At 62.9% G+C, this 20,376-nt stretch carries 24 protein-coding genes; 12 read left to right on the top strand and 12 right to left on the bottom strand.

Going from position 1 to position 20,376, the window contains the following annotated elements:
* Positions 1 to 49: 49 nt before the first annotated feature.
* From FRZ40_RS22995 to FRZ40_RS22985, 3 genes are all read left to right on the top strand, one after another.
* Positions 50 to 514 carry a hypothetical protein gene (locus FRZ40_RS22995; RefSeq protein ID WP_028366827.1) on the top strand — a complete coding sequence of 155 codons (465 nt, stop codon included), beginning with the start codon at positions 50 to 52 and terminating at the stop codon, positions 512 to 514.
* A 220-nt stretch (positions 515 to 734) separates the two neighbouring features.
* A complete protein-coding gene (locus tag FRZ40_RS22990; protein ID WP_028366826.1) occupies positions 735 to 1,262 on the top strand; it encodes an ankyrin repeat domain-containing protein in 528 nt (175 codons plus the stop codon).
* A complete protein-coding gene (locus FRZ40_RS22985) occupies positions 1,259 to 2,131 on the top strand; it encodes an LD-carboxypeptidase (RefSeq protein WP_147235691.1) in 873 nt (290 codons plus the stop codon). Before FRZ40_RS22990 ends, FRZ40_RS22985 begins: the two co-directional genes overlap by 4 nt.
* On the opposite strand, the gene FRZ40_RS22980 is transcribed toward FRZ40_RS22985, so the two are convergent.
* Entirely contained in the window at positions 2,132 to 2,662 is a 531-nt protein-coding gene (locus FRZ40_RS22980; RefSeq protein WP_147235690.1) for a hypothetical protein, read from the bottom strand.
* A gap of 233 nt (positions 2,663 to 2,895) precedes the next feature.
* On the opposite strand from FRZ40_RS22980, the gene FRZ40_RS22975 reads away from it, so the two are divergent.
* On the top strand, positions 2,896 to 4,197 hold the full coding sequence (locus FRZ40_RS22975; RefSeq protein WP_147235689.1) for a sugar efflux transporter: 1,302 nt from the start codon (positions 2,896 to 2,898) through the stop codon (positions 4,195 to 4,197).
* A gap of 275 nt (positions 4,198 to 4,472) precedes the next feature.
* The gene (gene hpnR / locus FRZ40_RS22970; RefSeq protein ID WP_028366822.1) at positions 4,473 to 6,014 is read left to right on the top strand and encodes a hopanoid C-3 methylase HpnR; all 1,542 of its coding nucleotides are present in this window, start codon (positions 4,473 to 4,475) and stop codon (positions 6,012 to 6,014) included.
* A 22-nt stretch (positions 6,015 to 6,036) separates the two neighbouring features.
* Here hpnR and FRZ40_RS22965 read toward each other — a convergent pair whose 3' ends face one another.
* The 3 genes from FRZ40_RS22965 to FRZ40_RS22955 form a co-directional block, all read right to left on the bottom strand.
* Positions 6,037 to 6,777, bottom strand: coding sequence for an SDR family NAD(P)-dependent oxidoreductase (locus tag FRZ40_RS22965; protein ID WP_147235688.1), 741 nt, complete (start codon positions 6,775 to 6,777; stop codon positions 6,037 to 6,039).
* A gap of 83 nt (positions 6,778 to 6,860) precedes the next feature.
* A complete protein-coding gene (locus tag FRZ40_RS22960) occupies positions 6,861 to 7,142 on the bottom strand; it encodes a DUF6723 family protein (protein WP_028366820.1) in 282 nt (93 codons plus the stop codon).
* 112 nt (positions 7,143 to 7,254) lie between these two features.
* The gene (locus FRZ40_RS22955) at positions 7,255 to 7,563 is read right to left on the bottom strand and encodes a hypothetical protein (protein ID WP_147235687.1); all 309 of its coding nucleotides are present in this window, start codon (positions 7,561 to 7,563) and stop codon (positions 7,255 to 7,257) included.
* 225 nt (positions 7,564 to 7,788) lie between these two features.
* On the opposite strand from FRZ40_RS22955, the gene FRZ40_RS44455 reads away from it, so the two are divergent.
* Complete coding sequence (locus tag FRZ40_RS44455; protein WP_167528685.1) at positions 7,789 to 7,941, top strand: DUF6496 domain-containing protein; 153 nt, start codon at positions 7,789 to 7,791, stop codon at positions 7,939 to 7,941.
* Between the two features lie 112 nt (positions 7,942 to 8,053).
* On the opposite strand, the gene FRZ40_RS22950 is transcribed toward FRZ40_RS44455, so the two are convergent.
* On the bottom strand, positions 8,054 to 8,455 hold the full coding sequence (locus FRZ40_RS22950; protein WP_028366818.1) for a GFA family protein: 402 nt from the start codon (positions 8,453 to 8,455) through the stop codon (positions 8,054 to 8,056).
* Positions 8,456 to 8,634: 179 nt separating this feature from the next.
* Between FRZ40_RS22950 and FRZ40_RS22945 the strand changes: the two genes are divergently transcribed.
* The gene (locus FRZ40_RS22945; RefSeq protein WP_147235686.1) at positions 8,635 to 10,413 is read left to right on the top strand and encodes a hybrid sensor histidine kinase/response regulator; all 1,779 of its coding nucleotides are present in this window, start codon (positions 8,635 to 8,637) and stop codon (positions 10,411 to 10,413) included.
* A 182-nt stretch (positions 10,414 to 10,595) separates the two neighbouring features.
* Here FRZ40_RS22945 and FRZ40_RS22940 read toward each other — a convergent pair whose 3' ends face one another.
* On the bottom strand, positions 10,596 to 10,790 hold the full coding sequence (locus FRZ40_RS22940; RefSeq protein ID WP_147235685.1) for a hypothetical protein: 195 nt from the start codon (positions 10,788 to 10,790) through the stop codon (positions 10,596 to 10,598).
* On the opposite strand from FRZ40_RS22940, the gene FRZ40_RS22935 reads away from it, so the two are divergent.
* Positions 10,783 to 11,769 carry a zinc-dependent alcohol dehydrogenase family protein gene (locus FRZ40_RS22935; protein WP_147235684.1) on the top strand — a complete coding sequence of 329 codons (987 nt, stop codon included), beginning with the start codon at positions 10,783 to 10,785 and terminating at the stop codon, positions 11,767 to 11,769. The genes FRZ40_RS22940 and FRZ40_RS22935 overlap by 8 nt on opposite strands.
* A 15-nt stretch (positions 11,770 to 11,784) precedes the next feature.
* On the opposite strand, the gene FRZ40_RS22930 is transcribed toward FRZ40_RS22935, so the two are convergent.
* From FRZ40_RS22930 to FRZ40_RS22915, 4 genes are all read right to left on the bottom strand, one after another.
* The gene (locus FRZ40_RS22930; protein WP_147235683.1) at positions 11,785 to 12,654 is read right to left on the bottom strand and encodes a LysR family transcriptional regulator; all 870 of its coding nucleotides are present in this window, start codon (positions 12,652 to 12,654) and stop codon (positions 11,785 to 11,787) included.
* A 354-nt stretch (positions 12,655 to 13,008) separates the two neighbouring features.
* A complete protein-coding gene (locus FRZ40_RS22925; protein ID WP_028366814.1) occupies positions 13,009 to 13,536 on the bottom strand; it encodes a hypothetical protein in 528 nt (175 codons plus the stop codon).
* A 212-nt stretch (positions 13,537 to 13,748) separates the two neighbouring features.
* Positions 13,749 to 14,225, bottom strand: a complete 477-nt coding sequence (locus tag FRZ40_RS22920; protein ID WP_147235682.1) for a nuclear transport factor 2 family protein — start codon at positions 14,223 to 14,225, stop codon at positions 13,749 to 13,751.
* A 22-nt stretch (positions 14,226 to 14,247) separates the two neighbouring features.
* The gene (locus FRZ40_RS22915; protein ID WP_028366812.1) at positions 14,248 to 14,889 is read right to left on the bottom strand and encodes a TetR/AcrR family transcriptional regulator; all 642 of its coding nucleotides are present in this window, start codon (positions 14,887 to 14,889) and stop codon (positions 14,248 to 14,250) included.
* A 116-nt stretch (positions 14,890 to 15,005) separates the two neighbouring features.
* On the opposite strand from FRZ40_RS22915, the gene FRZ40_RS22910 reads away from it, so the two are divergent.
* A complete protein-coding gene (locus tag FRZ40_RS22910; protein ID WP_028366811.1) occupies positions 15,006 to 15,641 on the top strand; it encodes a YceI family protein in 636 nt (211 codons plus the stop codon).
* 19 nt (positions 15,642 to 15,660) lie between these two features.
* Here FRZ40_RS22910 and tdh read toward each other — a convergent pair whose 3' ends face one another.
* On the bottom strand, positions 15,661 to 16,689 hold the full coding sequence (tdh, locus tag FRZ40_RS22905; protein ID WP_147235681.1) for an L-threonine 3-dehydrogenase: 1,029 nt from the start codon (positions 16,687 to 16,689) through the stop codon (positions 15,661 to 15,663).
* Positions 16,690 to 16,707: 18 nt separating this feature from the next.
* A complete protein-coding gene (locus FRZ40_RS22900; protein WP_028366809.1) occupies positions 16,708 to 17,907 on the bottom strand; it encodes a glycine C-acetyltransferase in 1,200 nt (399 codons plus the stop codon).
* A gap of 145 nt (positions 17,908 to 18,052) precedes the next feature.
* Between FRZ40_RS22900 and FRZ40_RS22895 the strand changes: the two genes are divergently transcribed.
* The 3 genes from FRZ40_RS22895 (at position 18,053) to FRZ40_RS22885 (ending at position 20,315) form a co-directional block, all read left to right on the top strand.
* Entirely contained in the window at positions 18,053 to 18,667 is a 615-nt protein-coding gene (locus FRZ40_RS22895) for a helix-turn-helix domain-containing protein (protein ID WP_028366808.1), read from the top strand.
* A gap of 84 nt (positions 18,668 to 18,751) precedes the next feature.
* Positions 18,752 to 19,150, top strand: a complete 399-nt coding sequence (locus FRZ40_RS22890; protein ID WP_147235680.1) for a DUF2471 family protein — start codon at positions 18,752 to 18,754, stop codon at positions 19,148 to 19,150.
* Positions 19,151 to 19,250: 100 nt separating this feature from the next.
* The gene (locus FRZ40_RS22885; RefSeq protein WP_147235679.1) at positions 19,251 to 20,315 is read left to right on the top strand and encodes a tyrosine-type recombinase/integrase; all 1,065 of its coding nucleotides are present in this window, start codon (positions 19,251 to 19,253) and stop codon (positions 20,313 to 20,315) included.
* The last annotated feature ends 61 nt before the right edge of the window (positions 20,316 to 20,376 follow it).

Below are 20,376 nucleotides of genomic sequence, written 5' to 3'. Positions count from 1 at the left end.
CCGGCTTGCGCCGTTATCGCTAGAGCATTCCCAATTTTTCTCAAGCGACATGGCCAAGACCATTCCGTTTCCCGGCAGCAATCAGGCATCGCGCGCGCGGCAGGCCAAGGCATTGCTGCTGCCGATTCCGCGCAGCATGGCCGTCGAGCTGATCCTGCCCGTGCACATCGCACTCGATGCGCTGCGGCGCGGCGCCGGCAGCATGAGTGCCGCGCAAACGCTCACGCAGACGATGCTGCTGACCGGCTTCCTGTGCGATCTCGGCTACGGTGAGATGACGTACGATCAGCTGCGCACCGCCGATCAGGCGCTCGCGATGACGTTCGAGCGCGGACGCGTGAGCGACGACTGGCGTCTCGACGAAGCGCATGTCGAGCTGTTCTCGCACATCGTCAGTACATACGACGCGCAGTTGCAGCGCGCGCCGCTCAGCGCGCTGACGGATGCGAGCGCGCGGCTCGATCGCATCATGGCGAGCGGCGACGCCCAGCCGACGATGCGCAAGCAGGCGTAGTCGCGGAGCGCTTTCTGCTCCCGAAAACGCTCACCGTTGCCGTTTTTCCGAAGCGCCTGACTGAGCGCTTCAATGCGAGTTTGTTCTTCGCTCACGGCTGTCCCGCGAGCGCCATGCGCGTCCAGGGCAAGCGCAGCGTCAGCCATGTAATGCCTGTATCCTCTGCTGTACCCGACGCGCCGTGCACACGGCGGACTTTGTTCGACAGCGGAGAAGCTTCATGACAGACGACAGGCGCAGCCCCGAAGACATCGATCCTGATTTGGTCGAAGTGGCGCGCGAAATATTCGACGCGGCCCGGCGCGGCGAAGCGAACATGCTCGCTGCCGTCATCGAGAAAGGCGCACCGCCGAATCTGCGCAACGAGAAGGGCGACAGCCTCGTGATGCTTGCCGCGTATCACGGTCACGCCGACGCCGTGCGTGTGCTGCTCGAACGCGGCGCGGACCCGAACCTGCGCAACGACAACGGACAGACGCCCATCGCGGGCGCGGCCTTCAAAGGCTTCAAGGATGTCGTCCAGACGCTGCTCGCGCATGGCGCGGATGTCGAAGGCGCATCGCCGGATGGACGCACGGCGCTGATGATCGCCGCCATGTTCAATCGCACCGAGATGGTCGAACTGCTGCTCGCGCACGGCGCGGATCCGCACGCGCGCGACGCGAACGGTGTCTCTGCCGCCGATGCCGCGAGCCGCATGGGCGCGCCCGACACGGCCGCGCTGCTGGCGAAGAAGGCGGGCGCATGAAGCTCGACGGCAAGACGGTTGCGGTCGTCGCACCGGCGGGCGTGCCGGATATGACGCATGTCGAGCAGAGCATCGCGCTGCTCGAAAGCTGGGGCTTGCGCGTGCAGGTCGGTGCGCATGTGCGCGACCGCTATCGCTATCATGCGGGCAAGCATGAAGACCGCGCTGCCGATCTGCATCGCGCGTTGACCGATCCTTCCGTCGATATCGTGTGGGTGGCGCGCGGCGGTTACGGCAGCGTCTACACGCTGCGTGCCGTGCCGGAGACCGTGCCTTGCGCGAAGACGCTAGTAGGCTTTTCGGATGCGACTGCCTTGTTCGGCGCATTGCACGGCATGCCGAATGTGCGCGTGATCCACGGTCCGACGCTGAACGGACTCGCGACGAAACACGACGACGCATCGCGCGAAAGCATGCTCGCCGAATTGCGCGAAGAACGCGCTGCGCCCGTGCCGCTGCAGCGTTTGTATGTTCCGACGACGGACACGCGGCGCGTCGACGGGCATCTCGCGGGCGGCAATATCACGGTGCTCGCGAGTCTCGCCGGCACGCAATGGCAAGCGAGTTGCGACGGCGCGATCGTGCTGCTCGAAGACGTGACCGAGCTTGCCTACCGGATCGACCGCAGCATCATGCAATTGCGCGAAGCGGGCGTGTTCGATGGCGCGCGTGCGTTCGTGCTCGGCGATTTCATCCGCTGTCCGCTGCCTGAAAACGCGGACTTCACGCTGCACGACATGCTCGTCGATCTGCTGAAGCCTTACGACGTGCCGATTTACGCAGACTTCCCCATCGGCCACGGCACGCGCAATCATGCGTGGACGTATGGCGCTCGGGCGGCGCTCGAAGGCGATCAACTGGTGCGTTGATCAGCGCGTCAGTTGCGCAACGATGCGCTGGACGGTGGCGTTGTCGGGCGCATCGTTGTTCAGCGCTTCGCGTTCGCACCACGGATACGGCAAACGGCTCGCCCACCGCAATACGCCACAGGCGAATGGGGCGGGCAGCGTTTCCATCTCTTCGATCGTGATGTGCAACCGTGTGACCTGCGACAAACGCGCCTCGCAACTCCAGTCATAACGACCATACCCGACGCGCGCGGCGCCCGTCGTCTTCTCCGTCATGCAGACTAGCCAGTCGCACGAAAATTCGTGCTGGCCATCGGCAGGCATCGCGCCGACGCAAAACGTGTACACGTTCTCGTACTTCAACGCGAAATCGCTCACCAGTACCGATGCAATCGCGTCACGTCCCTGTGTTTCTTGCGGAAACGCGATTGCGTTTGTCTTCACGGTCATCGCCAGCGAAGCATCCTGCGCGAACGAATCCGTCAGCAGATGCGGACGGTTGCCGTCCTTCGCCAATATGTAGGATTCGATCGAGTCTTTGAGAGTCGCCATTGGTCAAAGCTTCCCGCGTGATAAGCCGATCAGTCTAGGCGCTGCACGTGGTCTCGCTTTGCTTGCCCTTGATGCAAAGCGGGCTTCTCACGTTTTCGCGAATGCGGCGAGCATTCTTTGCAGAACATGACGAAACTGCGTTGCGCGCAATGCGCATTGCGTTCGACAATGCCTGTTCCGTGCGCTGCTACTTCACTCGCGCACGCATCCCACAGTTCGAACACGCGCCCTCGATGAACTCCCGCTTCGCCAGTCTCACGCGCATTCATTCCTTCACGCCGCTGGCCAGCGCGACACTGATGCTAGGCATCGCGATGTCGTTCACCGCGCCGTATCTGTCGCTGTTCGGCGTCGAACAGGCGGGCATGTCGCCGTTGCAGCTGGGTCTGTTCATGACGCTGATCGCGGCGAGCGGCGTAGTCGCGAGCGCGTGGGCAGGTAAGTGGTCCGATAAGCACGGGCATCATCGCGGACTGTTGCTCGCGGCATTGATCGCCGCAGCGCTCGGCTTTTTGCTGCTTTGTTTCGTGCGCAACTATCCGGCGCTGCTCGCAATCGGCGTCGCGTTTCTCGGTGCGGGCGGCTCGGCGATGTCGCTGGTGTTTTCGTTCGGGCGCGCGGCGCTGCCCGTCCACGGCGAAGCCGAACGCGCCTTTGCGCTCGCGACGTTGCGCACAGTGCTGTCGATGGCGTGGGTGTTCGGGCCTTCCGTCGGCGCGCTGGTGCTCGCGGGCGCGGGCTTTTATGGGCTCTTTCTGTTCGCCGCCGCGTGCTTCGCGGCGTGCGGCGTGGTCGTGTGGCGCATGCGCGAGTCGCCCTCAGGCGATCCGCACAGCGCACCCGCGCATTATGCGGGCGACCCCGCGTCGTCGCTCGAAGTGACAACCGTCACCGAACCCGCCGAACCTCCGCCGCCTTCTCCACCTCATGCGCCCGGCACGCAGCGGCAGATCTGGCGCTCCGTCGTCGCGCTGACGCTGATCGGCCTCGCGGCGAACGCAACGATGATCGTGCTGCCGCTTTATGTCGTGCATGGACTGAAGGGCACGCGGCTCGATGTGTCGATCATGCTCGGCCTCGGCGCGTTCCTCGAAATCCCGATGATGCTCGCGCTCGGCGCTCGCGGCTCCACGCTCAACAAGCTGAACTGGCTGGCTGCGTGCGCAGCGGTGCACGTCGTGTATTTCGTCGCCGTTGCGGCGTCGGGCACCGTCAACGTACTGATTCCGATGCAGGCCTTCAACGCGTTCGTCGTGGCCGTGACGTCGTGTCTCGGCATGACGTTCATGCAGGATCTGATGCCGCGATCGCCGGGCGCGGCGACGGCGCTGTTCTTCAACGCGTCGCGCGTCGGCTCGATTCTGTCGGGCGTGCTGTCGGGCGTGCTGGTGGCGGGGCTCGGCTATCGCGGCACGTTTCTCGTCTGCGGATGCCTCGCGCTCGGCGCGCTGATCCTATTCGCCGATCCACCGTGGAAGCGCCTCGCGCTGCGCCTGCGCGACCGCTGGGACGACTGGCGCCATCCGGCGCAGTGAGCGCTTGCCGCATGCGTCAGCCTGCATGCTGCAATGCGGTGCGGCGCCCTCATACATGCGGCTCCAACATCTCCCGAAAACCCTCACCTTTGCATGACGCGCCCGCCAGCGCGCAAGCCTGTCCGATGACAAGTAGAATCGGATCGAGCCCATCGCGGTGAGGTCCGGCAGGACGCACAGGCTCAGCAGTCGAACCGTACCAGGGATACCAGCACGAAAGCCCGGCACGCCGCGTCTAGCCACGCAAGCGCGCCCTTCCGACGCAAGGAGATCTCATGAAGGTGCTCGCTGTTCACCCCAGTGGCCTGATGTACACCCGCGTGTATCTGCGGCTCGAGCCGCTCGGACTCGAGACCGTCGCCGCCGTGATACGCGATGCCGGCCACGATATCCGCCTGATCGACCTGCAGGTCGAATCCCATCGCGCTCTGCACAATCTCGTCCGAACATGGCGCCCCGACGTCGTGTGTTTCTCCGGCAACTATCTCGCCAACATTCCCGAAATCATCGATCTGTCGAAGGCGATCAAGGCGCAGTTGCCGGGCTGCTTCGTGTTCGTCGGCGGACACAGCGCGTCATTCACCGCGAGCGACATGCTGAGGCATGCAGACGGCGCGATCGATTGCGTGATGAAGGGCGAAGGCGAAGCAAAGATCGTCGAACTGCTCGCGGCGATTGCGGGCAAAGAGAATCTGCTGCACATTCCCGGCGTCGTCACGCGCGACGGCGAAGGGCCACCGCCCGGCTTTACCGAAAGCCTCGATCAGATTCGCCCCGCGCGCGATCTGCTGCGGCATCGGCGCAAATACTTCATCGGCGTGCTGGATCCGTGCGCGTCGATCGAATTTGCGCGCGGCTGCCCGTGGGACTGCACGTTCTGCAGCGCATGGACCTTCTATGGACGCAGCTACCGTTCGCGCAGCCCCGAAGTCGTCGCTGACGAACTGGCGTCGATCCGTGAGCCGGGCGTGTTTATCGTCGACGACGTCGCCTTCGTGCACGCCGATCACGGCATGGCGATCGGCCGCGAAGTGGAGCGGCGCGGCATCCACAAGAAGTACTACCTCGAGACACGCGGCGACGTGCTGCTGCGTAACAAGGAAGTGTTCGAGTACTGGCGCAAGCTCGGCCTGCAATACATGTTCATCGGTCTCGAAGCGATCGACGCCGAAGGACTCAAGGCGTTTCGCAAGCGCGTCAATCTCGACAAGAATTTCGAGGCGCTCGCCTTTGCACGCTCGTTAGGCATCACGGTCGCGGTCAATCTGATCGCCGACCCCGACTGGGATCACGAGCGTTTCGAAACGATCCGGCAATGGTGCCTGGAGATTCCCGAGATCGTGAACATCAGCGTGAACACGCCCTATCCGGGCACCGAAATCTGGTTGCGTGAACAGCGCAGTCTGACGAGCCTCGATTACCGGCTCTACGACATCCAGCATGCCGTGCTGCCGACGAAACTGCCCTTGCCCGAGTTTTACGGCGAACTGGTGCGCACGCAACAGGTGCTTAATCGCAAGCATCTCGGCTGGGGCGCGCTGTATCGCGCGGCAGGTGAAGCGGCTTCGCTTCTGTTGCGCGGACAGACGAACTTCGTGCGCATGCTGTGGCGCTTCAACTCGGTGTTCAATCCGAATCTGCAACTGGGCGATCACGCGCGCGAAGTGCGCTACGAGATGACGCCGCCGCCCGCGCAACGGCCCGAACAAAGCAGCGTCAAGGTGCTCTACGTGCATGGTCCGACGGGACGCAAAGGCCGCAAGATCGACGACGCGACAGAGACGTTCGTCGACCAAAGCCGCATGGGCGCGGGCTGATTTCACACGCCGAATACAGCCTTCAGAACGATTCCTTGAAAGGACGCAGATCGATTTCGTGCGTCCATGCGGACGGATGCTGGAGATGAAGCTGCCAGTATGCGTCGGCGATGGCGTCGACGTTCAGCAGCCCGTTTTCACCACGCTCGGCGGCGGCCTGCGGGCGCGAACTGTGCAGGCGCTCGCCGTCGATGCCGCCGTCGATCACCACATGCGCGACATGCAGCCCAAGCGGCCCGAACTCGCGCGCCATGCTTTGCGCGACCATCCGCAACCCGGCTTTCGCCGCCGAAAAATGCGCGAAACCCGGCTTGCCGCGCAGACTCGCCGATGCGCCCGTGAAGATCACCGTGCCCCTGCCGAGCGGCGCGAGACGCCGCGCAGCTTCGCGTCCGACCAGGAATCCGCCGATCGGCCCAGAGCGCAAGAAGTCCTGCATCTGCGCTTCCGTCAGGTCGCGAAACGGCACATGCCGGTTATTGCCGACGTTGTAGACGACGAGCGAAGGTACGTCGATATCGTCGGGTGGAGACATCGCCTTGTCGAACAGACGCATGATGTCGGCTTCGGACGTGCCGTCCATCGCAAACGATTCAGCCGATCCGCCGCGCGACACAATGCCGTCCGTCACCGTATCGAGTTTCGCCTGCGTGCGCCCCGCGACATACACGTGATAGCCGTTTGCGGCGATCTTCCTGCACAGCGCCGCACCGAGACCGGGTTCGGCGCCGACGCCGATCACCATTGCGCTCTTATGCTTCATCGCCTGCCTCCGTTGTCCGTTCGCGATTATAGGCAGCGGTAGCAGGAAGTTGCCGGTGAACTGCAAGTCGAAGGGCGACCGCTTTACGGCTCGGGATTGTCGAGATCCGACTGCACGATCGTTTCGCCGTGACGATGCGCGGCTTCGCGTGCCTGATCGCCGTCGGTGTACGGGCCGATGTCGGGCGCGCCAGTGAACGGAAACAGCAGACGGCCATCCGTCTTGCGCACGACCTTTAGCTGTCCCATATACGAACCCTCCGTCGTGCGGCGGTAGGTTGCGTAGATCTGATAGTCGTTCTGCGACTCGGGTTTCGAGGCCACAGCATTGCGCACTTTCGGGAAAATCATCCGTGGCCTTGTCATCTTGCAACTCCCGTGCTGTGCATGCCGGACCCGGCGTTTTTGCCGACATGCAGATTGAAATGGCGCATCCGCTCGCGCATCGAACGCGGACGAATGCGGTGGACGGCGAACGTCAATGGACGTTGCCTTCGCCCGTGTTGCGCTTCGTGGCGGGCTTGCCGTTGCTGTGCGTGCCGTGCGCGCCCTGGAGGCTGCGCGTGCGGCCCGTGTCCGGAATGCCGGGGTCCGATGCCGCCGCGCCGGACATGCCGGGCGCCGACGACTGGCGCGGCTGCGGCGTTTTGAGTTCGCCCGATGTCGCGCCGGGCGCCGCCGTGTCGCTCTGCGTAGCGGGATGCCAGCCCGTCTGCCCATAGCCGACGCCCGCTGCGGCGGCAAAAATTGCCGCCGTCGCGCTGCGCGCGATCGAAACCGTGTTCACAAGAGGCTCCTGGATTCACCGTGCCAGACAACCTTTCAGCAAGCGACGTACCGCTTTTCTCCGGACACTTCATGCAGGCGCGAAACGCAAACGCCAAGCGGGTTCAATCGTTGTGCTCACGAAGAAGAAGGCTGCGGGAACGGCGCATGCTCGTTTCGATATACGTCGTACGTCGCCCGCGATTCGTCGCGGCGCAACGTCATGCGCCCTGGAAAGGAGATCGACATGCCACTGAAGCGAGGCACATCGAAGCAAACCATCGGTCACAACATCAAGACCGAAAAGAAGGCAGGCAAATCGCAGAAGCAGTCCGTCGCGATCGCGTTGAATCAGGCGCGCAAGTCAGGCGCGAAGATTCCGAAGAAGCATCATCAATAGCGGCTGCAAGCGACGCGGGCCGTATGCCGGACGCCGCCCGTTCCGACAGCGACGCACGTAACGAACGTCAAGGAACGCACGTCAAGGCCCGCGTTTTCCCAGCGCGTACAAGTCAGTGCTCGCGCTCCTCGTCGTATTCCCGGCGCACGCCCTTCGGCAACCAGGGCTCCTTGCGCTTGCACCACAGTTCATACGCGGGCTCGAACAACCCCGGCTGATCGAACGCGCCGATCGGCACGGCGATCTCGTCGCGGTTCGTGTAGACCATGAACGCCACCGACCCGCACAGAGGGCAGAAGTGACGCCTGCCATGCTCCGAGCTTCGCCATTCGCGCGTGTTGCCCGACAGCGTGACTTCGTCGCGATTGAAAATCGCGTACGAACCGAATGCCGATCCGTGCACGCGCCGACACGTCATGCAGTGACACATTCCCACGCGACCCGGCGCACCGCGCGCGCGAAAACGCACCGCGCCGCACGCGCATCCGCCTTCATAAGCTGTTTGCTGGTTCATCGCTTTCCTCCACAAGACTGAGCCTGATTGACACGCAGGGAACGTACCAATACCGGCGCCGCAAAATCCGGCGCGATCATATGAATGCAACGCCTATACTTCTTTGATAACGGTCGGCCTGCCAATTGCAGACACTGCAGACACGCGGGGAACGTTGCACACCACACTTGATCGACACCATGAGCGACGGCATCGAAAGCGCCCGCCGGGCGGGCGTATTGCGCACCGACGACCTGAAAGACCGACCGGCCCGCACGCCGGATCACGCAGCCGAAGTCCACACCCTCGTCACCGTAGCCGGCGCGCAAACGGGCCGCCGCGACACCTTGCTGCAAGCCATCGCCGATGCGGCGCTCACCGCCTGCCGTGCGGGCAGCGCAGGCATCAGCCTGCTCGAAACCAGCGCAAAAGGCAACGCCGTGTTCCGCTGGCGCGCGGTCGCCGGTGCGTGCGCGGGGTTCGAAGGCAAAACGACCGCGTGGGCCGAATGTCCGTGCGGCATGACGCTCGAACTCGGCGCGCCGCAACTGTTCGTCGAGCCGCACACGTTCTTCAAGAGTTTGCGCGATGCAGGCGCCGTCATGACGGAAGGCATCATCACGCCTATTCCGATCCGCGGCCAGGACTCGAAGCAGCTGGGCGCGATCTGGGTCGCGTCGCACGACGAGCATCGCTTCGATCGCGAAGACGTGCGCCTGCTCGGCAATCTCGCCGTGCTCGCAGGCGCCGCGCTCACGCTGCTCGACGCGCAACAGGCCGCCGAAGCGGAAGCGGCCGCCGCGCAACAGGCGCGGCGCGCGCTGGAAGACGCGGCACACCGGCGCGACGAATTCATCGCGATGCTCGGGCATGAACTGCGCAATCCGATGGCGCCCATCGACAGTTCGATCGCCGCGCTCAAGCTGCTTTGCGCAGGCGAAGACCAGGCCACCGACGTGCTCGCCATCGCGCAACGGCAGATGCGCCAGTTGCGCACGCTCGTCGACGATCTGCTCGATGCCGCGCGTCTGCGGCACGGCAAGCTCGCAATCAAGTACAGCCGCACTTCGCTGAACGAGATCGTCTACGACGCGATTACCGCGCTCAAGCATCACATCGACGCGCGCAAGCATCGGCTCGAAATCGAGGGGCTCGATCTGCCCGTTTACGTGCGCGCCGATCATGTGCGCCTGAGCCAGGTGGTCGGCAATCTGCTGTCGAACGCGGCGAAGTACACGCCCGTCGGCGGCACGCTGAAGCTGCGCGTGCGGCTGGACGCCGGCGGCGAGACGGACGACGCGGAGCCTGGCGGCATGGTGTCGATCGTCATCGAGGACAACGGCGTCGGCATGAGCCGCGAAGCACTCGACCACGTATTCGAGCTGTTCGCGCAGTCGCAGGCCAACATGCACCGCTCGGAAGGCGGACTCGGCATCGGCCTCGCGGTCGCGAAGCGGCTCATCGAACTGCACGACGGCACGATTGCGCTCGACAGCCAGGGCGTCGGTCACGGCACGCGCGTCACGCTGCAACTGCCGATACTCGATTGCGAGCCGCGGAGCGCACACGATCCGGTGACCGCAATCAGCGCCGCGCCGAGCCGCATCATGCTCGTCGACGACAACGTCGACGCGCTGGACGCGCTGCATCTGCTGCTGGAACTGGAAGGTCATCAGGTGATCGTCGCGCGTAGCGGACGCGACGCCGTGAAGCTCGCGGCGAAAGAGTTACCGGAAGTCGGCATCATCGATATCGGCATGCCGGAAATGGATGGCTTCGAAGTAGCGCGCACGATCCGATCGAACGAGGCGCTCACGCACATGTTCCTGATCGCATTGACTGGCTACTCATCGGAATCCGACAAGTCGCGCGCGCTCGCCGCCGGCTTCGACTATCACCTGACGAAGCCCGTTTCGATGGAACGGCTCGCCGATGTGCTCTCGCATCGCGACGGCCGCAACATCGCCGGTCTTGTCTGATGTAAGCAGGCGCGCGCTAAAGGTGAGCCGTGCGATGCGCTGCGATGTCACTTTTCCTGGCTCCCGCAAAGCCTCACCATTGAGCGCGCTCCGCGCCTCGCCAGCTTTTTGAGCCTGCCCGCGGAGCCTTATCCAGCAAGGGTCTGCGGCGGCCGGCGGTGCGCCTCCTCGACGCTTTCCGCTCACTCCCGCAGGTTCTCACCTTTAGCCTGTGCTGCCTGTGTTCTTGCCGGCTTCCATTCGCATACCCAGGTATACGCCGCCATGCATTTACGTTTGGGCGTCGTGCTAAATCGTTGATTTACCGGGCTTCTGCATTCGCCGATGATGTCTTCTGTCAACTGCATCCATCTTCTGCCGGAGTTCATCATGTCCATGCAAGCCCTCGTTCTCAGCCAGTACAAAGGTCCGCTCGAACCGACGACGCTGCCCATTCCCGAGCCCGCGCGCGGCGAAGTGCTCGTACAGATCAAGGCCAGCGGCCTTAATCCGCTCGACACGAAGATTCGTGCAGGGAACGCGGCGCACGCGCGTCATCCGCTGCCGCTCGTGCTCGGCATCGATCTCGCGGGCGTGGTCGTCGCGGTCGGTGCGGACGTGACGCGCTTCAAGGCCGGCGACGAGGTGTATGGGATGACGGGCGGCGTCGGCGGTATTCAGGGTTCGCTCGCGCAATATGCTTCCGTCGACGCTCAACTGCTCGCGCACAAGCCGTCGAATCTGTCGATGCGCGAAGCCGCCGCGCTGCCGCTCGCGTTCATCACGTCGTATGCGGGAATCGTCGACCGCGCGCGTCTGCAGGCCGGTCAAACCGTGCTCGTGCAAGGCGGCGCGGGCGGCGTCGGGCATGTGTCGGTGCAGCTGGCTCGCGCGCTCGGCGCGCAGGTCTTCGCGACGGCAAGCGCGCGCGATCAGGATCTCGTCGCGCGCTTCGGCGCGACGCCGATCGATTACGCGGCGCGCACCGTCGAACAGTACGTTTTCGAACAGACAGCAGGCGATGGTTTCGATCTCGTCGTCGATACGGTTGGCGGGGCGACGCTCGATGCGTCATTCGCCGCCGTCAAACATTTCGGTCACGTCGTGAGCGCGCTCGGCTGGGGTACGCACGCGCTCGCGCCGCTGTCGTTTCGCGAGGCCACGTATTCCGGTGTGTTTACGCTGCATCCACTGCTCACCGGCAAGCATCGCGCGCATCACGGCGAGATGCTGGCCGAGGCGACGCGTCTTGCCGAGCAAGGCAAGCTGACGCCGCATCTCGATCCGCGCCGCTTCGATCTCGCTTCGGCCGAACGTGCGTACGACGCGATCACGGAACGCACCGCACGGGGCAAGATCGTCGTCGAGATCGATTGATGAAGCTGTATTGGCTCACACGTTAGCGAGGCGCTCGATCACCACATCGAGCAAGGCACGCAGACGTGCGAGACGTTTCAGGTCGCGGTGGTAGCCGAGCCATACGTCGCGGCCGGGCGGCGTTTCGCCGAGATCGATGCGCCGCAGTCCCGGCGTGTTGTCGCCGAGCGGGCACGGCAGCACCGCGAAACCGCCGCCTTCCGCGCACATGCGCGCCTGCACGCCGCGGTTGTTGCTGGCGTACGCAATGTGCGCGTTCGGCAGCATGTGCCGGATCCACGCGACGTCGGGCAGTTCGCCGAACGCGCTATCCATCGTGATCAGCGACTGGCCCGCGCCGTCGCCGCGCACGGGCGCGACGAGATCGATGCGTCCGTACAGCGCGTAATCCATGTGCATCAGCTTGCGCTGGATGACGTCCGACTCGTCGAACGGCGTGATGCGAAACACCAGATCGGCTTCGCGGCGCGCGAGGTTGTAGCGCCGCGAATCGGTAATCAGCTCGATCGACATCTGCGGATGACGCGCGAGAAACCCGGCGAACACGGGCGTCAGCACATGGATGCCGTACCAGTCCGACGACGACACGCGCAAGCTGCCCGACAATTGCTGCTCGCTGCCCGCAAGCGAACGCATGAACGCGTGCGCTTCTTCTTCCATGCGCTCGGCGTAGATCAACACGGCGTGACCTTCGTCGGTGAGCACGAAGCCTTCGGCCGTGCGCTGAAAGAGCGTGTGACCGAGGGCTTCTTCGAGCGCGCGCAGCCGCCTGCCCATCGTCGGCTGGGTCTGGCCGAGTTGGCGCGCAGCCGCGCCCAGCGTGCCGCAGCGGGCGATCGCGAGGAAGATGCGCACGTCGCTCCAGTCCAGGTTCGAATCGTTCATTGACGCCTTCCGCTGCATGCGATGGATCGCGTTGTTGCGATTATGAACGGCGTCGGCGGGCTTGCGGTGATCGTCGCGTCCGATCCGTTCGCACGGTTGCGTTGCAAAGGTGAGAGCTTTCGGGAGGCAGTTGTACTGGCATTCGACGCCCCGTAAACGCTCACCTTTGATGCATGCGCGATTCACCCCGATAACGTCGAACGTATCGCGCGCGCCATTTAGATGCCTGTTTTCAGGGGTTTTTATGCTTCAGGTGATGCAAGGATTGCCTCGATGCTTCACCGTAAACACAACTCCCGAAAAGCCTCACCATTCTGGTTCGAAAGCAAAAGTGGACCGTTCAGTGAGTTGCGTTCAGAACTTGAACTTCACCTGAAAGCCGAGTGTGAACGGCAGATTATCGGAAGGAATGGGCGGAACGACGATGATGTTCGCACCGACGCGCTTGTATTCGAGCATCACGATGGGTGCCACGACGGGGCCGATCGTGTGATCGTGGCCGAGCCCCCAGTTGCCGTAGTTATAGCCGGAGATGATGCCGCCGATCACCGCGAGGCGAATGAAGCCATAGTGCACGAACTCCGGCGCCCACACGCCGCCGCCGTACCACGACGGACGACGCAACGAATTGCGGAAACCGCCCGCCGTCAACGCCCATTGCCCGTTGAGCCAGCATTCGACGCCAAGGCCGGGATTGAACGGCTCGAAGTGGGTATCCGGGTCGGGATTGATGTGATACGAGCCGATCATCGCATCGGCCCAGATGCCGCCGCTGCACCAGTCGGCGGCCTGCGCGCCCGACGCTACCAGCCAACCGATGCTTGCTACACAACCTGCCACGCATGCACGACGAATCTTGTTCTTGATCTTCCCAAACGGCATGTGCTCTCCGCAACCGGTCGCGTGCCGGCATCTGAATGTCGCGATTAGTGTCGAATTGCTCTCCAGTCGCGCACTGTACCCCACAAACCCTACACCGAAATGGAGTGTGCGCTCGGGACGACAACGCGCCTGCAGACGGCAACGATAGCGAACGAACGATTGCATCCTGGTGAACGCGCCGTGCGCGCGTCCACCGTTTGAATGAGCGTGAATTACAGGCCCAGTTCCGACAGCCCGGGATGATCGTCCGGACGACGGCCCAGCGGCCAGCGATACAGACGCTCTTCTTCGCGGATCGGTTTGTCATTGATGCTCGCATGGCGATACGCCATCAAGCCGTTTTCGTCGAACTCCCAGTTCTCGTTGCCGTACGAACGGAACCAGTTGCCCGAATCGTCGCGCCACTCATAAGCAAAGCGCACGGCGATACGGTTGTCGGTGAACGCCCACAGTTCCTTGATCAGCCGATAGTCCAGTTCCCTCGCCCATTTGCGCTGCAGGAACGTGACGATTTCAGCGCGGCCCACCGGGAACTCCGAGCGGTTGCGCCATTTGCTGTCCGGCGTATACGCAAGCGACACGCGCTCGGGCTCGCGCGTGTTCCATGCATCTTCGGCGGCACGCACTTTCTGGATGGCCGTCTCGCGCGTGAACGGCGGGACGGGTGGACGTCTTTCGATATCGGCCATGATGATTCCTCGTTGAACTGCGTCAGGTGGACGCTCGCCGGTTGGACGAGCGGGAGCTTGCACTTGCGGAATCGAGCAGCGGGCCGGCAGCGGCGCGCGCATCGAGTGCGGCATCGGCATCGCCGCTGACGAGCGCGACACCGATCGCGCCGTCGATCAGAATCAGCCACTGGCGCGACAGCCGCGCCGCGCGCCTGCTGTCTTCGCCCGTCGCCGCGACGTATTCGTCGCATTGCACGCGCACGAATTCGAGCAGCCGTTCCTTGTGTTCGCGCGCGACGACGCGGATGGGATCGTCGGGCGAAGCGATCTCACCCGCTGCGTTGAGAAACGCGCAGCCATGAAAGTCGTCCGATACGAACCACTCGCGCAACACGTCGAACATCGCGAGCAGACGCGCGCGCGGATTCTTGCCCCGGCGCAGCGTCCCTTCGATGAACCACTTCATCCAGCGTTCGTCGCGGCGCTCGAGCGCGGCCGCGACCAGCGCATCTTTCGATTCGAAATGCGTGTAGAAGCTTTTGCGCGCGGTGCCCGACTGCCGGACGATCGCATCGACGCCCGTCGCGTGGATGCCGCCCGCGTAGATCAGTGCTTCCGCCGCGTCGAGCAGGCGCTCGCGCGCGCTGCCTGCCGTGTCTTGTGTATCGTCGGGAGTAGCCATGACCGAAGGGTAGAACGATCATTCTCCTTCGTCAAGTATGGGCTCGCTTCGCATTACCTGCCGGTTTGGCGCGGCATGCATTATCGTGTCGGAGGATTGTTTAAAAGGTGAGTGTCATGAGCATTGTTTTTCGCCGTGCCGTGTCTGCCGTCGCGATCGTCGCGGCCCTGGGCGCATGCACGCCGCTGCAGGTCGTCACGCACACGGTCACGCAGACGGAAGCGCGCGTGCCCGTCGGTCAGTACAAGCTCGATCCGCATCACACCAGCGTCACATTCAACGTCGATCACTTCAAATACACGCGCTTCACGATGCGCTTCGACCGCGTGGCAGGTGAGATCGACTGGAAGGAAGGCGGGCTGGACAAGAGCCAGGTGACGGTGACGATCGACGCGGCGAGCATCGACACGAATGTTCCGCAACTGGACAGCATGGTGAAGGGCACGGATATGCTCGATGCGGAGCGCAATCCGCAGATCCGGTTCGTCAGCACGCGCTTCGAGCGCACGGGCGACGCGCGCGGCAAGCTGACGGGCGATCTGACGATACGCGGCGTGACGCTGCCGGTCACGCTCGATGTCACGTTCAACGGCTACGGCCGCGATCCGCTGACGAAAGCCGATACGCTCGGTTTTTCCGCGGACGGCCAGTTCAGCCGATCGAAGTTCGGTCTGACAACGTGGTATCCCGCTGTGGGCGACGACATCCACGTCATCATTCAGACAGAGGCGGCGAAGCCGCCTGCGGGTTGAATCCGCTTTTACCGAGCCGTCAGACGGTCCAGTCGAGAATCACTTTGCCGCTTTCGCCCGACAGCATCGTGGCAAAGGCTTTTTCGTAATCGTCGACGGCAAATCGGTGCGTGAGAATCGGCGAAAGATCGAGGCCGCTTTGCAGCATCGCGACCATCTTGTACCAGGTCTCGAACATCTCGCGGCCATAAATGCCCTTGATTTCGAGGCCTTTGAAGATAACCTGCGTCCAGTCGATCGCCGTTTGCGCAGGCGGAATGCCGAGCAGCGCGACCTTGCCGCCGTGGTTCATCGCTTCGAGCATCGACGTGAACGCACTCGGCACGCCGGACATTTCAAGGCCCACGTCGAAGCCTTCCGTCATGTGCAGATCGCTCATCACGTCGCGCAGCGATTCGCGCGACACATTCACCGCGCGCGTCGCGCCCATCTTCCGCGCGAGTTCGAGCCGGTAATCGTTGACGTCGGTGATCACGACGTTGCGCGCGCCGACGTGCTTCGCGATCGCCACGGCCATCATGCCGATCGGTCCTGCGCCCGTAATCAGCACATCTTCGCCGACAAGATCGAACGACAGCGCCGTGTGCGTCGCGTTGCCGAACGGGTCGAAGATCGCGGCGAGATCGTCGGAGATTTCAGGCGGAATCTTGAACGCGTTGAACGCCGGAATCACGAGATATTCGGCGAACGCGCCCTCGCGATTCACGCCCACGCCGACCGTGTTGCGGCACAAATGCCGGCGACCTGCGCGACAGTTGCGACAGAAGCCGCACGTGATGTGCCCTTCGCCCGATACGCGATCGCCGATCGAAAAGCCGCGCACTTCCTGGCCCATTTCGACGATTTCGCCTACGTATTCATGGCCGACATGCATCGGCACGGGAATCGTTTTCTGTGCCCAGTCGTCCCACTTCCAGATATGAATATCGGTGCCGCAGATTGCCGTGCGCGTGATGCGGATCATCACGTCGTTATGACCCACCTCGGGCTTCTTCACACGCGTTAGCGTGAGACCCGGTGCGCGTTCGAGTTTTGCCAGTGCTTTCATTGATGTCGATGCCTTGTTTCAGATCACGCCAAGCGAACGGCCGACGCGCGCGAACGCGTCGACGGCCCGATCGATCTGTTCCGCCGTGTGCGCGGCGCTCATCTGCGTGCGAATGCGCGCGCGGCCTTTCGGCACGACGGGATACGAGAAGCCGATCACATACACGCCTTCGTTCAGCAGCGCGTCCGCCATGTTGGAGGCGAGTTGCGCATCGCCGAGCATCACGGGAATGATGGGATGTTCGCCGGGCACGAGCGTGAAGCCGTGCGCGCTCATCGCCTGACGGAAGCGCGCACCGTTTGCGCGCACGCGTTCGCGCAGTTGCTTACCTTCGTCGCTCGCGAGCAGTTCGAGCACCGTCAGCGACGCGGCCGCGATGCTCGGCGTCAGCGTGTTCGAGAAAAGATACGGACGTGAGCGCTGCCGCAACAGATCGACGATTTCCTGACGTGCCGCGACGTAGCCGCCCGATGCACCGCCAAGCGCTTTGCCCAGCGTGCCCGTGATGATGTCGACGCGATCGAGCACGCCGCAATGTTCGGGCGTGCCCCGTCCGTGTTCGCCGATGAAGCCGACCGCGTGCGAATCGTCGACCATCACGAGCGCGCCGTAGCGGTCTGCGAGATCGCAGATGCCCGCGAGGTTGGCGATGATGCCGTCCATCGAAAACACGCCGTCCGTCGCGATCAGCTTAAAGCGCGCGCCCGCTGCATCGGCTTCGCGCAGCTTCGCTTCGAGATCGGCGAGGTCGTTGTTCTTGTAGCGGTAACGCTTCGCTTTCGACAGCCGCACGCCGTCGATGATGCTCGCGTGATTCAGCTCATCGCTGATGATCGCGTCGTTGTCGTCGAGCAGCGTTTCGAACAGGCCGCCGTTTGCGTCGAAGCAACTCGAATAGAGAATGCAATCGTCCGTTTTCAGGAACGCGGACAGCGCACGCTCGAGTTCCTTGTGCACGGTCTGCGTGCCGCAGATGAAACGCACCGAGGCCATGCCGAAGCCGTCCTTGTCGAGCCCGTCTTTTGCCGCGGCTATCAGGCGCGCATCGTTCGCGAGCCCGAGATAATTGTTCGCACAGAAGTTCAGCACATCTGCGCCGCTCTCGAGTTGAATATCGGACGATTGCTGACTTGCGATCACGCGTTCGGTCTTATAAAAACCATCGGCGCGAATCTGGTCGAGCGTGCTGCGCAGATGCGCGAGGAAGGGATCACGCATGAAAACGGCTCCTTGAATGGCTGGCTTCGCGCCGCACCATGCGGCGCGGCGGCCTGTTATAGTCGGCTGTCAGTTTTATCGGATATTTTCGATTTTTCGAACTAAAGTTCGATATGTCGAACAACTCTAATCGATAGGTCAGGAAATGGCAAGTTCGGGAATGCGCAAGGGTTCGTCGGCTGCGGCGACGACGGCGGCGCAGTCTGTTTCGGTGCCGCCGCGCGTCGGCGAGCAGATTCAGCGCTTGCGCAGTGAACGCAAGATGACGCTCGACGATTTGTCGCGCGCAGCGGGTGTGTCGAAATCGATGCTGTCGGAAATCGAGCGCGACAAGGCGAATCCAACGATCGCCGTCGCGTGGCGGCTCACGAACGCGCTAGGTGTAAGCCTCGATTCACTGTTTGCGCCTCAGAAAGCGCCGGATCCGATTGCGGTTTCCGGTCCGCATGAGATTCCGACGCTGAGCGGTCACGAAGCGCGATATCAGTTGCGGGTTTGGGGGCCGATCGAGCTGGCCGGGAAGTTCGAATGGTACGAATTGACGTTGCAGCCGGGCGGCGCATTGGTTTCAAATGCGCATGAACCTGGGACGCGCGAACATCTGACGGTGTTGCACGGCACCATCGATATCGAAGCGGCTGGTACGACCAAACGGCTCAAAGCCGCCGACACCGCGCGTTACGTCGCCGACGAGCCGCACGCGATACGTAATGCCGGCAAAGGCGAGGCGAAAGCATTGCTGGTCGTGATTCACGGCTAGGCGGAATCATGATTCTTCGGGTCATCTCGGTTGCAGCCGATACTGTATGTTTGTACAGTATACGCAGTCCGATGGAGCCGAAGAATGAACAATCTGAACAACGAACAGGATCTGGCTGCGCTGCGCTTCAAGTCTGCGGCGCGTGACCTCGAACACATCGTCCGGCACATTGCAGCGCGGTACATCGTGCAGCAGGTGCCGCTCACATGGCGCCTTCTGCACGCGATCGAAGCGGAAGCGCTCGCCGATCTTGGCTTTGCCAGCCGACACGATCCTTTCATGCTCGGGTTGTTTCAACGGCCCGGCGACTTTCAGTTCCCAGAGACCGACGACGCGGTCGACTTCAGCCGGTCGAATGCGTTGCCGGCTGTATTTGCGTTTGCAGTTGCCGCCTATGACGACGCGGAGAAAGCGAAAGCCGGTGCAACGAAGCGGCGCATTGGCGATCGCGATCATGCGACTGGTCGTGCCTGGGGCGGGTAGTCCGCACCGGCGGTGAGAGTTTATGCGCGTAAAGTCGACGCCGCGCCCCGCGAGTCGACTGATTACAATGGTTTGCGCGCAACTAACGGAAAGATAGACTATGACTTCCAACGATCCGCTTGGCTCTGCTGGTCCGTCTCCCGCTGGCGCGGAAGCTGATCTATTTGATCGTGAACGTCAGGACTGGCTTGCCGATCCGCGCACTGCCTTCGATGCATGGCTCGCTGGACAGAACTTCCGCAACTCGTCTGCTGAAGTCTATCGGGCGCAATGGGGCCTTTTTCTCGAGTGGCTACAGGCGCGTCACAAGAATCTCGTGACCGTCGACATGCGCTCCATCGCAGACTTCGTCGCAGGCTTGTCGATACGAAAGCCGCAGCGTGCACGCTATTTGCGATTGATCGAGCGCGTGCTCGACCATGTCCGCGAAATAGAACTGGCGTCGACCAATCCCGCGCGATTCATTGCTCAGGATGGCGAAGCAGAATGGCGAAACGCGCGCGACAACGAGCCAACGGGATTTCTCAGCATCGCGGAACGTTCCGCATTGATCGCCTATCTTTTCTCGCCCGTCACGGATCTCACAGCGGCGCAACGCTGGCGCGAGCGCCGCGACCGGGCGTTGATTGCTGTATTTCTCGGTGGAGGTATCAAGACGGGGGAAGCTCGGGTGCTTTCGGTTAATTGCGTGACGCCGGGTTCGCCGTGGGTGGTGATCGAAGCGACGAATCCTTTGTTCACGCGCAGAACGCGGCTCGCGCCGTTCGCCGTGTCTGTGCTCGATGCGTGGCTCGATGAGCGCAAACAGGCCGAACTGCCTGGCGAGCTGGTTTTTCCCGCGTCACCTTCAGGACGCCCGATGCACAAGGCGACGATGCTCCGAGCCGTCGATGCGCTGGTCGATGCCGCGGGGATCGGCCAGTCACGCGAAGCACGCGCGAGCCCGCATACGTTGCGCAATTCATTCGCAGCCGATCTGTTCGAAAGTGGCGTAGAAGCGGATGTCGTCGGACAGTGGCTTGGGTTCGCGCAAGCAGTTTCCGCGAATCGATTGCACCGCGCGTGGAAAACATGGCGTGAACAGGAAAAATTCGAGCACGAGATGGGGCTCGGTGAGATAGAGGCACTGTCCGAAGATCACCAAGGCGCGCGGGACGACGGTTAGCGGGCTCCCGTAAACCTTCACCTCAGTGATCCCGTAAACGCTCACCTCGAGCGTTTACGGA

The organism is Paraburkholderia azotifigens (assembly GCF_007995085.1).
Classification (GTDB): domain Bacteria; phylum Pseudomonadota; class Gammaproteobacteria; order Burkholderiales; family Burkholderiaceae; genus Paraburkholderia; species Paraburkholderia azotifigens.
Note: the sequence above shows the minus strand (reverse complement) of the source record. Positions and strands in the feature narration are given on the sequence as shown.

Coding starts and splice junctions, on each gene's coding strand:
- FRZ40_RS22980 (WP_147235690.1), bottom strand. CDS start 2,662: ATGGCGACTCTCAAAGACTCGATCGAATCCTACATATTGGCGAAGGAC.
- FRZ40_RS22920 (WP_147235682.1), bottom strand. CDS start 14,225: ATGGCCGATATCGAAAGACGTCCACCCGTCCCGCCGTTCACGCGCGAG.
- FRZ40_RS22925 (WP_028366814.1), bottom strand. CDS start 13,536: ATGCCGTTTGGGAAGATCAAGAACAAGATTCGTCGTGCATGCGTGGCA.
- FRZ40_RS22990 (WP_028366826.1), top strand. CDS start 735: ATGACAGACGACAGGCGCAGCCCCGAAGACATCGATCCTGATTTGGTC.
- FRZ40_RS22910 (WP_028366811.1), top strand. CDS start 15,006: ATGAGCATTGTTTTTCGCCGTGCCGTGTCTGCCGTCGCGATCGTCGCG.
- FRZ40_RS22895 (WP_028366808.1), top strand. CDS start 18,053: ATGGCAAGTTCGGGAATGCGCAAGGGTTCGTCGGCTGCGGCGACGACG.
- FRZ40_RS22930 (WP_147235683.1), bottom strand. CDS start 12,654: ATGAACGATTCGAACCTGGACTGGAGCGACGTGCGCATCTTCCTCGCG.
- FRZ40_RS44455 (WP_167528685.1), top strand. CDS start 7,789: ATGCCACTGAAGCGAGGCACATCGAAGCAAACCATCGGTCACAACATC.
- FRZ40_RS22985 (WP_147235691.1), top strand. CDS start 1,259: ATGAAGCTCGACGGCAAGACGGTTGCGGTCGTCGCACCGGCGGGCGTG.
- FRZ40_RS22900 (WP_028366809.1), bottom strand. CDS start 17,907: ATGCGTGATCCCTTCCTCGCGCATCTGCGCAGCACGCTCGACCAGATT.
- FRZ40_RS22885 (WP_147235679.1), top strand. CDS start 19,251: ATGACTTCCAACGATCCGCTTGGCTCTGCTGGTCCGTCTCCCGCTGGC.
- tdh (WP_147235681.1), bottom strand. CDS start 16,689: ATGAAAGCACTGGCAAAACTCGAACGCGCACCGGGTCTCACGCTAACG.
- FRZ40_RS22945 (WP_147235686.1), top strand. CDS start 8,635: ATGAGCGACGGCATCGAAAGCGCCCGCCGGGCGGGCGTATTGCGCACC.
- FRZ40_RS22935 (WP_147235684.1), top strand. CDS start 10,783: ATGTCCATGCAAGCCCTCGTTCTCAGCCAGTACAAAGGTCCGCTCGAA.
- FRZ40_RS22940 (WP_147235685.1), bottom strand. CDS start 10,790: ATGGACATGATGAACTCCGGCAGAAGATGGATGCAGTTGACAGAAGAC.
- FRZ40_RS22975 (WP_147235689.1), top strand. CDS start 2,896: ATGAACTCCCGCTTCGCCAGTCTCACGCGCATTCATTCCTTCACGCCG.
- FRZ40_RS22950 (WP_028366818.1), bottom strand. CDS start 8,455: ATGAACCAGCAAACAGCTTATGAAGGCGGATGCGCGTGCGGCGCGGTG.
- FRZ40_RS22965 (WP_147235688.1), bottom strand. CDS start 6,777: ATGAAGCATAAGAGCGCAATGGTGATCGGCGTCGGCGCCGAACCCGGT.
- FRZ40_RS22890 (WP_147235680.1), top strand. CDS start 18,752: ATGAACAATCTGAACAACGAACAGGATCTGGCTGCGCTGCGCTTCAAG.
- FRZ40_RS22915 (WP_028366812.1), bottom strand. CDS start 14,889: ATGGCTACTCCCGACGATACACAAGACACGGCAGGCAGCGCGCGCGAG.
- hpnR (WP_028366822.1), top strand. CDS start 4,473: ATGAAGGTGCTCGCTGTTCACCCCAGTGGCCTGATGTACACCCGCGTG.
- FRZ40_RS22995 (WP_028366827.1), top strand. CDS start 50: ATGGCCAAGACCATTCCGTTTCCCGGCAGCAATCAGGCATCGCGCGCG.
- FRZ40_RS22960 (WP_028366820.1), bottom strand. CDS start 7,142: ATGACAAGGCCACGGATGATTTTCCCGAAAGTGCGCAATGCTGTGGCC.